This window comes from Microbacterium resistens NBRC 103078 (assembly GCF_001552355.1).
Classification (GTDB): domain Bacteria; phylum Actinomycetota; class Actinomycetes; order Actinomycetales; family Microbacteriaceae; genus Microbacterium; species Microbacterium resistens.
This window is the reverse complement of record NZ_BCRA01000132.1, coordinates 1-11,844: the sequence shown is the minus strand read 5'-3', so window position 1 is coordinate 11,844 and position 11,844 is coordinate 1. Positions and strand designations below refer to the sequence as shown.

Annotated in this window: 12 protein-coding genes and 1 pseudogene; 5 read left to right on the top strand and 8 right to left on the bottom strand. The window is 71.9% G+C overall.

Going from position 1 to position 11,844, the window contains the following annotated elements; genetic code table 11:
- The 4 genes from MR1_RS16945 to MR1_RS16930 all read right to left on the bottom strand — a co-directional run.
- Window positions 1–1,039, bottom strand: a 1,039-nt coding sequence (locus MR1_RS16945; RefSeq protein ID WP_067249710.1) for a glycoside hydrolase family 3 N-terminal domain-containing protein, incomplete at its 3' end; no start/stop codon positions are given.
- Window positions 1,036–1,869 (bottom strand): carbohydrate ABC transporter permease, encoded by an 834-nt coding sequence (locus MR1_RS16940; protein ID WP_067249707.1) that lies wholly within the window; start codon window positions 1,867–1,869, stop codon window positions 1,036–1,038. The genes MR1_RS16940 and MR1_RS16945, both read right to left, overlap by 4 nt.
- Window positions 1,866–2,843, bottom strand: a complete 978-nt coding sequence (locus tag MR1_RS16935) for a carbohydrate ABC transporter permease (RefSeq protein ID WP_067249706.1) — start codon at window positions 2,841–2,843, stop codon at window positions 1,866–1,868. Before MR1_RS16935 ends, MR1_RS16940 begins: the two co-directional genes overlap by 4 nt.
- A 14-nt stretch (window positions 2,844–2,857) precedes the next feature.
- Window positions 2,858–4,162 (bottom strand): sugar ABC transporter substrate-binding protein, encoded by a 1,305-nt coding sequence (locus tag MR1_RS16930; protein WP_067249703.1) that lies wholly within the window; start codon window positions 4,160–4,162, stop codon window positions 2,858–2,860.
- 242 nt (window positions 4,163–4,404) lie between these two features.
- Here MR1_RS16930 and MR1_RS16925 point away from each other — a divergent pair, with 242 nt between their 5' ends.
- The 4 genes from MR1_RS16925 to MR1_RS16910 all read left to right on the top strand — a co-directional run bounded on the left by MR1_RS16925 (window position 4,405) and on the right by MR1_RS16910 (window position 7,047).
- Complete coding sequence (locus tag MR1_RS16925) at window positions 4,405–5,211, top strand: spermidine synthase (protein WP_169797709.1); 807 nt, start codon at window positions 4,405–4,407, stop codon at window positions 5,209–5,211.
- Window positions 5,212–5,288: 77 nt separating this feature from the next.
- On the top strand, window positions 5,289–5,816 hold the full coding sequence (locus MR1_RS16920) for a hypothetical protein (RefSeq protein ID WP_067249698.1): 528 nt from the start codon (window positions 5,289–5,291) through the stop codon (window positions 5,814–5,816).
- A 173-nt stretch (window positions 5,817–5,989) separates the two neighbouring features.
- Window positions 5,990–6,478, top strand: a complete 489-nt coding sequence (locus MR1_RS16915) for a SprT-like domain-containing protein (RefSeq protein WP_067249695.1) — start codon at window positions 5,990–5,992, stop codon at window positions 6,476–6,478.
- Between the two features lie 47 nt (window positions 6,479–6,525).
- Window positions 6,526–7,047: a hypothetical protein gene (locus MR1_RS16910; RefSeq protein WP_067249692.1), complete on the top strand. Its 522-nt coding sequence runs from the start codon at window positions 6,526–6,528 to the stop codon at window positions 7,045–7,047.
- Between the two features lie 110 nt (window positions 7,048–7,157).
- On the opposite strand, the gene MR1_RS16905 is transcribed toward MR1_RS16910, so the two are convergent.
- The 4 genes from MR1_RS16905 to MR1_RS16890 all read right to left on the bottom strand — a co-directional run bounded on the left by MR1_RS16905 (window position 7,158) and on the right by MR1_RS16890 (window position 11,361).
- Window positions 7,158–8,624: an ABC transporter permease gene (locus tag MR1_RS16905; RefSeq protein WP_067249688.1), complete on the bottom strand. Its 1,467-nt coding sequence runs from the start codon at window positions 8,622–8,624 to the stop codon at window positions 7,158–7,160.
- A complete protein-coding gene (locus MR1_RS16900; RefSeq protein ID WP_067249685.1) occupies window positions 8,621–9,382 on the bottom strand; it encodes an ABC transporter ATP-binding protein in 762 nt (253 codons plus the stop codon). The genes MR1_RS16905 and MR1_RS16900 overlap by 4 nt, the downstream gene beginning before the upstream one ends.
- 103 nt (window positions 9,383–9,485) lie before the next feature.
- Complete coding sequence (locus MR1_RS16895; RefSeq protein WP_067249681.1) at window positions 9,486–10,124, bottom strand: response regulator; 639 nt, start codon at window positions 10,122–10,124, stop codon at window positions 9,486–9,488.
- Between the two features lie 28 nt (window positions 10,125–10,152).
- Window positions 10,153–11,361: a sensor histidine kinase gene (locus MR1_RS16890; RefSeq protein WP_067249678.1), complete on the bottom strand. Its 1,209-nt coding sequence runs from the start codon at window positions 11,359–11,361 to the stop codon at window positions 10,153–10,155.
- A gap of 177 nt (window positions 11,362–11,538) precedes the next feature.
- Here MR1_RS16890 and MR1_RS16885 point away from each other — a divergent pair.
- A pseudogene (locus tag MR1_RS16885) lies at window positions 11,539–11,844 on the top strand (hypothetical protein); the annotation flags it as partial.

The following is an 11,844-nucleotide window of genomic DNA, read 5'->3' as shown; positions in this document are numbered from 1 at the left end:
TCTCGGCCGAGCGGGCGGCGGAGAGCTTCTCCGCCAGCCGCGCGACCCGGGCCGCGGCCTCGGCCACACGCTCCCGCGAGAGGGAACCGTCCTCCAGCGCCGCGACGATCGCGTCGCGGGCGGCGCGGTAGTCGCGCTCGTCCTGGTCGCCGGCCGCCGCCGGCCCCGGGTTCGTCGGATTGCCGATGCAGAGCAGATCCGCACCGGCCTGCAGGGCCCGCACGGCACCCCCGCCGAGACCGAAGTTCTCACGGACGGCCGCCATGTCCAGCGCATCGGTGATGATGACGCCGTCGAAGCCGCTCCCGCCGTCGAAACCGCCGTCGCGCAGCATCCCCAGCACGGCCGGGTTCAGCGTCGCCGGCAGCTCGCCCCACTCCGGGACGACGATGTGCGCCGTCATCACCGCGTCCGCGCCGGCGTCGATCGCCGCGCGGAACGGCGGCAGGTGGTCCCGGCGGATCACGTCGGTGTCGAGCTCGATGCGGGGCAGGTCGTGATGCGAGTCCAGATGGGTGTCCCCATGGCCGGGATAGTGCTTGACGCACGCCGCGACCCCGGCGGACTGGATCCCGTCGACCTCGGCGGCCACGTGGCGCGAGACGAGCGCGGTTTCGGCTCCGAACGAGCGCACGCCGATGACTGGATTGCGCGGATCGGTGTTCACATCCGCCACGGGGCCGAGCAGGACGTCGGCTCCGATCGCCCGCACCCGGCGGGCGAGCTCCGCGCCGGTCGCCCGCGTGGCCTCGACGTCGTCCACGGCGCCGAGCTGCGCCGCCCCGGGGACGGTCGAGCCGGTCGCGGCCTCGAGGCGGGTGACGCTCCCGCCCTCCTCGTCGATGCCGATGAGCGCCGTCGGGTTGGCGGAGCGGATCTCGTCGCTCAGCGCGGCGAGGCCCGGTCCGGTGTTCTGCGCGAAGTACACGACGCCGGCGAGGCCTCGAGCGAGCTCCGTGCGCAGCCACGCGGGCGCGGTGGTGCCGAAGAACCCCGGCCAGAGGACGCCGTTCGCCAGGCGTTCGAGCTCGTCGCTCATCCCTTCACCGCCCCCGCGACCATGCCGGAGGACAGCCGGCGCTGCACGATCACGAAGAAGATCATGACCGGGATGGTGATGATGGTCGAGGCGGCCATGATGCTGCCCCAGTCGTTCGAGTGCAGGCCGAAGAAGGACTTCAGACCGATCGACACGGTGTACTGGTCGGTCGCCCCGCCCAGGATCGTCATGGCGAAGATGAACTCGTTCCACGCGGTGATGAAGCTGAAGATGCTCGTGGCGACGAGGCCCGGCATCACGAGCGGGAGCAGGATGGAGCGGAACATCCGCCACCAGCTGGCGCCGTCGATGTACGCGGCCTCCTCGAGCTCCACCGGCACGGCCTGGACGAACCCGCGGAGCATCCAGATCCCGAAGGCCAGCGACAGCGCCACGTAGACGACCATCAGGCCGAGGATGCTGTTGAGCAGGCCCAGGCTCTTGACCTGGAGGAACAGCGGGATGACGAGGGCCTCGAGCGGCACCATCTGCACCACGAGGATCATCATCAGGATCGTCGTGCGGAACTTGAAGCGGAACCGCGCCACCGCGACCGCGGCGAGCAGGCACACCAGGGCGCTGACGAGGACCGTCACGAGGGCGACGATCGCCGAGTTGCGCAGGTACGTGCCGAACCCGCCGTCGGTGAGGACGAAGGCGAAGTTGTCGAGCGTGAACTCCTGCGGCAGCAGGGACTGCCCGCCGCTGGAGGCCTTCTTGTCGAGCGCGCTGGAGACCATCCAGTACACGGGGAACAGCGTGAAGATCAGGACGGCGGCGACGCCGATGCCGACGCCGACGCGCGACATCACGGACGGGCGCGGGTTCACAGCTCGTCCTCCTTCATGAGCGAGCGGATGTACACGATCGTGATGCCGATGAGCACGAGGGTCAGCAGCACGGCGAGCGCCGAGCCGAAGCCGTACCGGTTCTGGCCGAAGGACTCGACGTAGCTCCACACGCCCAGGTTGAGCACGGAGCGGTTGCCGCCGTTCCCGCCGGGCATGAGATAGACCTGCGCGAACACCTTGAAGTCCCAGATCGTCGACAGGATGATGACGACGGAGAAGACCGGCTTGAGGGTCGGGAAGATGATCTTCCAGAAGCGGCGCCACGCGCCGGCGCCGTCCAGGGCCGCGGCCTCGAGCATCTCCTTCGAGACGCCGAGGAGCCCGGCGAGCACGGTGACCGCCACGAAGGGGAACCCGTGGTGGACGACGTTGAGCAGCACGATCGCGTAGAACGACCACTGGTTCGTGAACCAGTTGACCGAGCCGTCGATGAGGCCCAGGTCCTTGAGCACGGTGTTGAAGATGCCGCGGTCGGCGTCGAAGATGAACGTCCAGACGTACGTGCCGGTCACCGCGGGCATGGCCCAGGCGACCATGATGCAGCTGGAGACGATGGTGCGCCACACGGTCCCGAGACGCGCGAGCAGGAGGGCCACGAGCGTGCCGAGGGCGACCGTGGTGAACACCGCGACCGCGGCGAAGCCGACGGTGTTCGGGAGGACGACGGTCCACAGTGTCGGGTTGGTGAGCGCCTCGCCGTAGTTCTCGAGGCCGATGAAGTTGGTCTTGCCGGTGTTGATCTCGCGCAGGCCGTAGTCCTGCAGGGAGTACAGGAACACCTGCACGAGCGGCCACAGCATGAGGACCGCGAGGATGATCAGGCCCGGGGCGAGCAGGAGCCAGGGCCGGGCCGTGACCCAGGTCAGCTTCCGCTTGCGCGACGGGCCGCCGGCCGCGGATCCGGAGCGTCGCTCCGTCTCCGCGGCCGGCAGGGGTGCGTGCACCGTCGTCATGGAGTGTCAGACCCTCACTGGTTGAGCAGGTCGGTCATCTCCTTGGCGGCGTCCTTCGTCGCGGTCGCGACGTCCTTCTGCCCGCTGAGGATGGCCTGCATCATCGAGTTGGTGGTCTTCTTGGCCTGGACGGCGCCGAAGTTCGGCGTCACCGGGACGGACCCGCCGCCCTCGACCATCTGCTGCGCGAAGGGCGCGACGAGCGGGTCGGTCGACTTCAGCGCCTCCGCCATGGCGGACTGGACGCCGGGGAAGTAGCCGGTCTCGTCCGCCCACTTCTCGGCGAACTCGCCCGTGGTCATGAGCTTGACGAACTCCCAGGCGAGGTCCGGCTCCTTCGTGGTGTTGAAGATCGACAGGTGCGAGCCGCCGAGCACGGAGGGCGCGATGCCGCCGTCCTTGCCGGGGATGACCGCGGCGCCGATCTTGCCCTCGAGCTCCGGGTTGGCCTCGACCAGCGCGTTCGGGGTCCACGAGCCGGAGAGCATCATGGCGACGTTGCCCTGCGTGAACGCGTCGCGCAGCGCGACCTCGTTCCACGTCGTCGCACCGGCGGAGCTGAAGCCGTGCTTCACCGCCAGGTCGGTGTAGAACTGGATGCCCTCCTGGGACTCCTTGCTGTCCATCTCGCTCGTCCAGGTGTCGCCCTTCTTCGTGGCGATCTCGCCGCCGGCGCCCCAGACCCAGGGGTAGACCTGGAACTCGGCGTCCCCGGGGACCGGGAAGGGGAGCATGTCGGGCTTGGCGGCCTTGATCGCCTCGCCGGCCTTGACGATGTCGTCCCAGCTCTCCGGCGCCTTCAGTCCGAGCTCCTCGAACACGTCGGTGCGGTAGACGATCGAGCGCACGCCCGCGTACCAGGGCATGCCGTAGAGCGCGTCGTCGTAGGTGCCGGCCACGGCCAGGCCCTCGACCAGGTCGTCCTTGAGGCCCTTCTCGGCGCCGACGTAGTCGTCGAGCTCCAGGAGCGCGCCGGCGTCGGCGAACTCGGCGGTCCAGGTGGTGCCCGTCTCGGCGATGTCCGGGGTCGTCCCGCCCGCGATGGAGGTCACGAAGCGGTCGTGGGCGTCGGCCCACTGCACCTCCTCGATGGTGACCTCGGCGCCGGTCTCCTTCGTGAACTCCTCCGACACGGCGTCGTAGAACGCGGACGCGTCGGGGTTGGTGCCCTTCATGATCCAGACGGTCAGGGTCTTGCCCTTGCCGTCCACCGGGCCGCCGTCGCCACCGGCCGAGGGGGTGCTGCCACCGGAGCAGGCGGCCAGGCCCAGGGTGGCCGCGGCGCCGAGCGCCACGAGGGGAAGAATGCGCTTCTTCATTCGGGGAATCTCCTCTTTGAAACTGCCTGGGCGTCGTCGGATGCGACCGCCAGTAGGAAAAAGTATCCACGATGAACAAATTCCCTGCAAGTTGCTTCCAGAGTCGTGATCGAGCCGTGATGTGGCGGCCCGTCCGTGCCGGTCGGCGCCCGGATTCCGCAGCGCCGCCGTAGGCTCGGAGGGTGGGCCGCGCACGGGACAGGGACAGGGAGCCGCCCTCCGCGCGCCTGGGCTCCGGCGGGATGGCGCGGATCGTCCCGGCTGAGTTCGGCGGCGGGTACGAGGTGCTCATCGACGACACCCCGCAGTCCCACGTGGACCTGGACGACCCGACGCACCTGCACTTCGAGTACGTCGTGCGGATGGGCGCGGTCATCGACCAGCTCGGCGCCCCCGGCTCGCCGCTGTCCGCGGTGCACCTCGGCGCCGGCGGCCTGACGCTCCCCCGCTACATCGCGGCCACTCGTCCCGGATCCCGCCAGCAGGTCGTCGAGCTCGAGGCCCCGCTCGTGGACCTCGTCCGCGAGCACCTGCCGCTGCCCCGCGGCGCCGCGATCCGGATGCGGATCGGAGACGCGCGGGAGGCGGTGCGGCGCCTGCCTCCCGCACTGACCGGGCACGTCGACCTGATCGTCGCGGACGTGTACTCCGGCGCGCAGACGCCCGCCCACCTCACGAGCGCGGAATTCTACCAGGAGCTGTCCGCCCTGCTCGCCCCGAGCGGCGTGGTCCTCGTGAACGTCGCGGACGGACCCGGCCTCGCCTTCGCCCGCCGCCAGGTCGCGACGCTCGCCGCGGTGCTCGGCGAGGTCGCGATCCTCGCGGACGCGCAGATCCTCAAAGGGAGGCGCTTCGGGAACCTCGTGCTCGCGGCCTCGCGGGACCCCCTCCCCTCCGACGCGCTTCCGCGGATCCTCGCCGCCGGCCCCCATCCCGCGAAGCTCGCGCAGGGCGCCGAGGTCGCGGCGTTCGCGAAGGACGCGCCGATCGTCACCGACGCCACCGCCGTGGCCTCCCCCCGACCCGACGCCTCGATCTTCCTGCGCTGAGCGGGCGTGGCACGGCGCCTCGCTCAGGTTCAGGAGGCAGACTGGATCGAGACGATCGGAACGGAGAGGGCGCAGACGTGGGTTTCATCAAGGGATACGACACCGAGACCCTGCGTGAGCTGGTGGACCCGACCGAGTGCGAGCAGCGCCTCACCGAGATCGAGCAGCAGCGGAGCCTGCCCGCGCTCCTCGAGCGCGTGTGGCTGCTGAAGGTGCTCGGACGCCTGGACGAGGCGCTCGCCCTCGCCGACGAGACCGTGCGGCAGGCCCGCATGGCCGGCACCCGCAAGGACCTCGTGCGCGCCCGCGTCCTGCACGCGACGGTCCTGCAGTACCGCGGCGCGTACGCCGCCGCGGACCAGGAGCTCGCGACCTGCGTCGCCGAGGCGGAGGGGCAGGGATGGATCGCCATCGCCGCCTTCGCGCATCAGCACCACGGCAAGGTCGCGCTCGAGGCCGGAGAGCTGGAGCAGGCCAGGGAGAGCTTCAAGCGCGCGCTGTTCCTGCGCCGCGAGGCCGGTGCCGACGACGCCGCCCTGGAGACCGTGCTCCTCGCGATCGAGGCGGTCGAGCGGCGTCGCGACCCCGTGAGCGCCGTCGGCTGACCCCTCTCGCTCCCCCCTCTCCCGCCCCTCTCCCCCGCCCCTCCTGACGAGTGGTCACTCTTTGCGGGTTGAGCGGCGCCGAACCCACAAAAACTGACCACTCGACAGATGTGCGGCGGGGCGACGGACGCGCCGCGCGGCCCGGTGTCGCCGGGGTGGCCTAGCCTTGCCCTATGGCCGATCTGGACCGTGTGCGCATCTGGGGCGAGGCGCTCATCCGGCTGCATCTCGACGACTCCTGGGTCTTCGGGTTCGACAACGCCAAGCGCCGGGCGGGTCTGTGCAACTACCGGGACAAGCGGATCACCGTCTCGCGCTACCTCGCCGCGCGATTCGACGACGACGAGATCCATCAGGTGCTGCTGCACGAGGTGGCGCACGCGCTGGCCGGGCACGACGCCGCGCACGGACCGGCGTGGAAGCGCGTGGCTCAGGGCCTCGGGTACGTCGGGGGCACGACGCATCACGGCGAGACGGCCGTGGAGCTCGCGCCCTGGGTGGGATCCTGCCCCGCGGGCCACGTGACCTACCGGCACCGCCGGCCGAACCGCCCGACCTCATGCGCCCGATGCTCCCGACAGTTCGACGAGCGTTACGCGTTCACGTGGACGCGGCGCGAGATCACCCGGGCCGACCGGCTCGCCGCTCTCGCGCCGCGCTGATCGACGGCCGGATCGACGCGGACCCGCCCCGGTGTTTGGATGGGGGCATGAGGATCCTGCTGAAGTTCACGATCGACACGGACGCGGACGCCGCCTGGCGGGCCCTGCACTCGCCGACGGTCCTCGCCGAGATCTACGGGCCCTTCCTGACCGTGGAACCGCTGGATCCTGCCGAGGCGGAGGTCGTCGCCGTGGACCCGGATCCTCGTCGTTCCGCCGCCGTGCAGCTGGGCCTCCTCGGACGCGTCCCGCTCGGCCGCCAGCTCATCTCGGTGTCCGATCGCACGCGGACGCTCGGCGGGCAGACGGTGCGGATCCTCCGCGACAGCGGGATCCCGCTCACCGGCCCCCTCGCGAGCCTGGACGTGTGGGACCACCAGATGGCGGTCTCCCCGGACCCCGACGACCCCACCCGCACGCTGTGGCGCGACCGGCTCGTCATCGGCGGGCCGACCGCAGCCCTGCTGTGGCCGTCCCTCTGGCTCACCTGGCAGTGGCGCGCCTGCCGGATCCGCCGGCTCGCGCGCTCCTGGGCGCACGACCCGGAGCTCCCGGACCCCGCCGTCTGACGCGACGGCGAGATCCCGCGATCCGCAGGGATCGCGGGGCCTCGTCCGCGCGGCGTCGGCACCGAAGCAGCCTCGCGGGGCCTCGCCGGATCGGCACCGATCGGTCGGGATCAGTCCGCGGCGAGCGCCTCCACCGGCACGACCCGCGTCGCGAGCCGCGTCGGAGCCACCGAGGCCACCAGGGTGAGCACCGCAGTGGCGGCGACGATGATCGCGATCGGCACCCACGGCACCGCCGGCGCCACGAGTCCGGCCGGGGCGAAGTCCGGCAGCACCGGGACGGAGCCCAGGAGCGACTGCGCCGCGATCCAGCCGTACGCCACGCCCAGCACGATGCCGGTGAGGGTGGCGGCGACCGTGATGTGCACCGCCTCGAGGAGCACCATCCGCCGGACCTGGCGCCCGGTGAGACCGATCGCCCGGAGCAGGCCCAGCTCGCGCCTGCGCTGCACGACGCCGATGGTGAGCAGGTTGATCATCCCGACGGCGGCGATGACGGCGGAGATGGCGACGAGCACCATCATCACCGACGCGAACGCGTCGACGGGGGCGAAGAACGCCTCCGCGACCTCCCCCTCGGTCTGGCGCACCAGCAGTGCCTTGACCGACTCCAGCGCGACGGCGAACATCGTCACCAGCGTCACACCCATCACCACGCCGATCGCCATCCGGCTGGAGCGCTCGGGGTGACGCAGCGCGTTCTCCGCCGCGAGCCGCGCCGTCGCACCCGTCCCGAACAGACGGCCCACCAGTCGCAGCACGGGAGGCATGACCAGCGCGGCCCCGATCGAGAGGCCGGTGAAGGACAGGATCCCGCCGAAGAAGGCGATGACCACCCCGAGCGGCGTGACCAGACCCGCGACGACGCCGCCGGCGAGCAGTGCACCGCCGAGGATCAGGAGGATGAGCGCGACGACGTGGCGGCCGGGACGGGTGGCGACCTCCTCGTGGGTGCGCTCCGCGGAGCCGCCCAGCGCCTGGAGGGGGGTCACCGTGAGCACGCGCCGGGATCCGACCCACGCCGCGATCCACGTCGTCAGCGCCACGCCGACGACCGGGAGCACGACGCCCGGCTGCAGCAGCGTGAAGTCCTGCGGCGCACGCTCGAGCAGCTGCCCGCCCAGGGCCTGCCCCGCCGCGGAGACGCCGATCCCCACGGCGAGCCCGATGAGCGCGCCGATGATCCCGACCACCAGGCCCTGCCCGGCGACCTCGGCCCGCTGCGCCCGCGCCGACGCTCCGATCAGGCGGAGCAGCGCGATGCGCCGGGTCCGGCCGGCGATGATCGTCGTGAACGTGTTGGCCGTGACGATCGCGGCGACGTACATCGCGACGCCCGTGAGCAGGACGGACAGGATCACCACCACGAGCGCGAGCATCTCGCTGTCGCCGATGAACGGGTCCGCCTTCAGCAGCGCGCCGATGTAGACCGTCACCTCCACGAGGAACACGCCGAACGCGGAGGCGAGCGCAGCGACGAGGACGCTGGCGCCCATCCCGCGGTCACGCAGCCACGCCAGCCGAGAGGCGGGCAGCGGCGTCTCCAGCAGCGTGCCGGAGACGGTCGCGGCCGTCACGCCGCCACCTCCGCCGCGAGCATGTAGGCGGCGATCTGCTCCGCCGTCTGGCGCGGATGGTCGGCGACGATCCGGCCGTCGCCGAGATACAGCACCCGGTCGGCGTGGCTGGCGGCGATCGCGTCGTGGGTCACCATGGCGATGGACTGGCCGTGCTCCCGGCTGGCCGTGCCGAGCAGCTGCAGCACCTCCCGGCCCGTGGCCGAATCGAGGTTCCCGGTCGGCTCGTCGGCGAACACGAGGTCGGGGGCGGTGGCGAGGGCGCGCGCGATGGCGACGCGCTGCTGCTGCCCCCCGGACAGCTGGTGCGGGCGGTGGCGCAGCCGCGCCCCGAGGCCGAGCGTCTCGATGAGCCCGTCGATGCGCGCGCGCTCGACCGCGCTGGGGCGGCGGCCGTCCAGCTCGAACGGCAGCAGGATGTTGCCGATGGCGTCGAGGGTGGGGACGAGGTTGAAGGCCTGGAAGATGAATCCCACCCGGCGCCGGCGCAGCACCGTCATGTCGAGGTCGCCGAGACCGGTGATCTCGGTGTCCCCGATCCACGCGCGCCCTTCGGTGGGAGCGTCGAGGCCGGCCATGATGTGCATGAGCGTCGACTTGCCCGAGCCCGACGGGCCCATGATCGCGGTGAACTGGCCGCGGCGGATTCCGACGCTGACGTCGTCGAGGGCGCGCACGGCGCCCTCGCCCGCGCCGTACGTCTTGGTCAGGTGCTGGACGCGGGCGGCGAGGCCCAGGTCGCTGGTCGTGATCTCCATGCCTTCGACGCTAGGGATCCGCCCGGTGCGCCCGCGTCGGCCCCGGGACGCATCCCCGTACATCCCGAGGATGATCCCGCCCGTGCCGGAGGCCCCGGAGAGCTCAGGCGAGGCCGTGCTCGAAGGCGAAGACGACGAGCTGGACCCGGTCGCGGAGGTCCAGCTTCGTGAGGATGCGGCTGATGTGCGTCTTGACGGTCGCCTCGGACAGGAACTCCCGGGCGGCGATCTCGGCGTTCGACAGCCCCCGCGCGGCCAGCGCGAAGATCTCCCGCTCCCGATCCGTCAGGGACTCGAAGCTCGCCGGGACGGGCTGAGGCTGCGGGCTGGAGAAGTGCGCGAACAGGTCGCGGGTGGCCGAGGCCGCGATGACGCTGGAGCCCGCGTGGACGGTGCGGATCGCCGCCAGCAGGAACTCCGGCTCGGCGTCCTTGAGGAGGAAGCCGCTCGCCCCCTGTCGGATCGCCTGCGCGGCGGCCTCGTCGAGATCGAACGTGGTGAGCATGACGACGCGCGGCGGGTCGGGCTCCGTGAGCAGCTGTGCCGTCGCCGTGAGCCCGTCCATGACCGGCATCCGGATGTCCATCATGACGACGTCGGGACGGGTGGCGCGGACGACCTCGATCGCCTCCCGCCCGTCGCCGGCCTCGCCGACCACCTCGAGGTCGGGCTGCGACGAGACGAGCATGCGGACCCCCGCACGAAACAGCGCCTGATCGTCCACGAGAACGACCCGGATCATCCTTCTCCTCCCCGCACGCGCGGACGCGTCATGCCTCGGTCCCCGTCGGAGGACCGATCGGGAGGGCGGCGTCGACGACGAACCGGTCGTGATCGCGCCCGGCGGACAGCGTACCGCCCACGAGCTGGGCACGCTCGCGCATGCCGATGATCCCGTGGCCGCCGCCGGTCCCCGCCGAGGCGGAGGCGTCCCCGGTCACGGCGTTCTCGACCCGGATCCGCACCCGGTCCGCCTCCCAGGCCAGGTGCACATCGACGTCCCCGCCTCCGTGGCGCAGGGCGTTGGTGAGCGCCTCCTGGAGGATCCGGTAGACGGCGAGCTGGATGGCCGCCGGCGGTTCTCCGGGCGGCATCGGATCGACCGTCACCCGCGGCTCGATCCCCGCAGCCCTCACCTGGCCGTAGAGCGTCTCCAGGTCGGCGAGGGTCGGCTGCGGCCCCTGACCCTGCCGGTGCCGCAGCTGCGCCAGGAGCAGCCGGACATCGGCGAGCGCCGCCCGCGCGGTCTGCCCGATCGTCGTCAACGCGGCGGTGGCCTGGGCCGGGTCCGCGACGGCGGCGTAGCGGGCGCCGTCCGACTGCGCGATGACCACGGCGAGCGAGTGGGCCACGACGTCGTGCATGTCCCGGGCGATCCGGACGCGTTCCTGCTCCGCGGCGGCCACGGCCTCGGCGGCGATCTGCGCCTCCCTCGTGCGCCGGCCGTTCAGGACCACGCGCCACAGCAGGCCCGCGCCCCAGGAGATGACGAGGGAGAACAGCACCGAGGAGCCCATGAGCACGCCGAGGGCCAGCCGGCGAAGCGCCGCCTGCTCGTCCTGGATCATCCCGGAATCGAACAGGACCGCGAGGTACACCCCGGCGATGACGCCGCCGGCGAGCGTGGAGCCACCGCCCATCCACAGCACCGTGCGCGTCCCCCACGCGGCGGTCGCGAACAGCACGACGAACACCGCCGTGTCGTACAGCGCGGGGCTGAGCCCGGCGGCCATCTGCACGATCGCGGCGCCCCAGGCGATCATGAGCGCGGGAAGCGGCGCGAGCCGCGCGATCGCCGCCGCGGCCCACATCGCGAGGGACACGAGGATGGTGAGCGAGATCGAGAGCGGACCGGTGCCGAGCCAGCTGCTGAGCTGCTCGACGATCATGACGAAGGAGAGCGGGGTCGTCACGAGGAACGCGAACGCGGCGCCCACGATGTCCAGGACGAGCCACAGACGCGGGACGGATCGGATCACCCCCTCACGCTACGCGAGCGTGCCGGCGCCCGGCATCCGCCTCCCGATGTATCCGCCCCCCGGGGCACCGCGTTTCGACTCGCTCCGCTCGCTCAACGACCGAAACGGCCCACCCCCGGTCGTTGAGCGAGGAGCGCAGCACCGAGACGAAACGCCAGCCGCGGATACGCTGGGCGGATGGATGCGCTGCGGGTGGCCGGGGCTCCCGGGGCGGGCAAATCGGCCGCGGCGTGGGCCATCGCGCAGCGCTTCGCCGCCGACGGCCACGCCATGGCCTACGTCGACATCGACCAGCTCGGCATGTGCTATCCGGCGCCGGCGCACGACCCGGACCGCTGGGCGCTCAAGGAGGAGGCGCTGGCGCGCGTCGCCGGCGCCTTCCGCGACCTCGGAGCGGATCGACTCGTCGTCTCCGGCGTCGCGCGTCCCGACGCCTCTCCGCCGACGCTTCCCGGTGCCCGGGCGAGCGCCGTCTGGCTGGAC

Bases quoted from the DNA above. Each gene is read 5' to 3' on its own strand.
- MR1_RS16935 (WP_067249706.1), bottom strand. From the start codon at position 2,843: ATGACGACGGTGCACGCACCCCTGCCGGCCGCGGAGACGGAGCGACGC.
- MR1_RS16930 (WP_067249703.1), bottom strand. From the start codon at position 4,162: ATGAAGAAGCGCATTCTTCCCCTCGTGGCGCTCGGCGCCGCGGCCACC.
- MR1_RS16925 (WP_169797709.1), top strand. From the start codon at position 4,405: ATGGCGCGGATCGTCCCGGCTGAGTTCGGCGGCGGGTACGAGGTGCTC.
- MR1_RS16915 (WP_067249695.1), top strand. From the start codon at position 5,990: ATGGCCGATCTGGACCGTGTGCGCATCTGGGGCGAGGCGCTCATCCGG.
- MR1_RS16910 (WP_067249692.1), top strand. From the start codon at position 6,526: ATGAGGATCCTGCTGAAGTTCACGATCGACACGGACGCGGACGCCGCC.
- MR1_RS16900 (WP_067249685.1), bottom strand. From the start codon at position 9,382: ATGGAGATCACGACCAGCGACCTGGGCCTCGCCGCCCGCGTCCAGCAC.
- MR1_RS16895 (WP_067249681.1), bottom strand. From the start codon at position 10,124: ATGATCCGGGTCGTTCTCGTGGACGATCAGGCGCTGTTTCGTGCGGGG.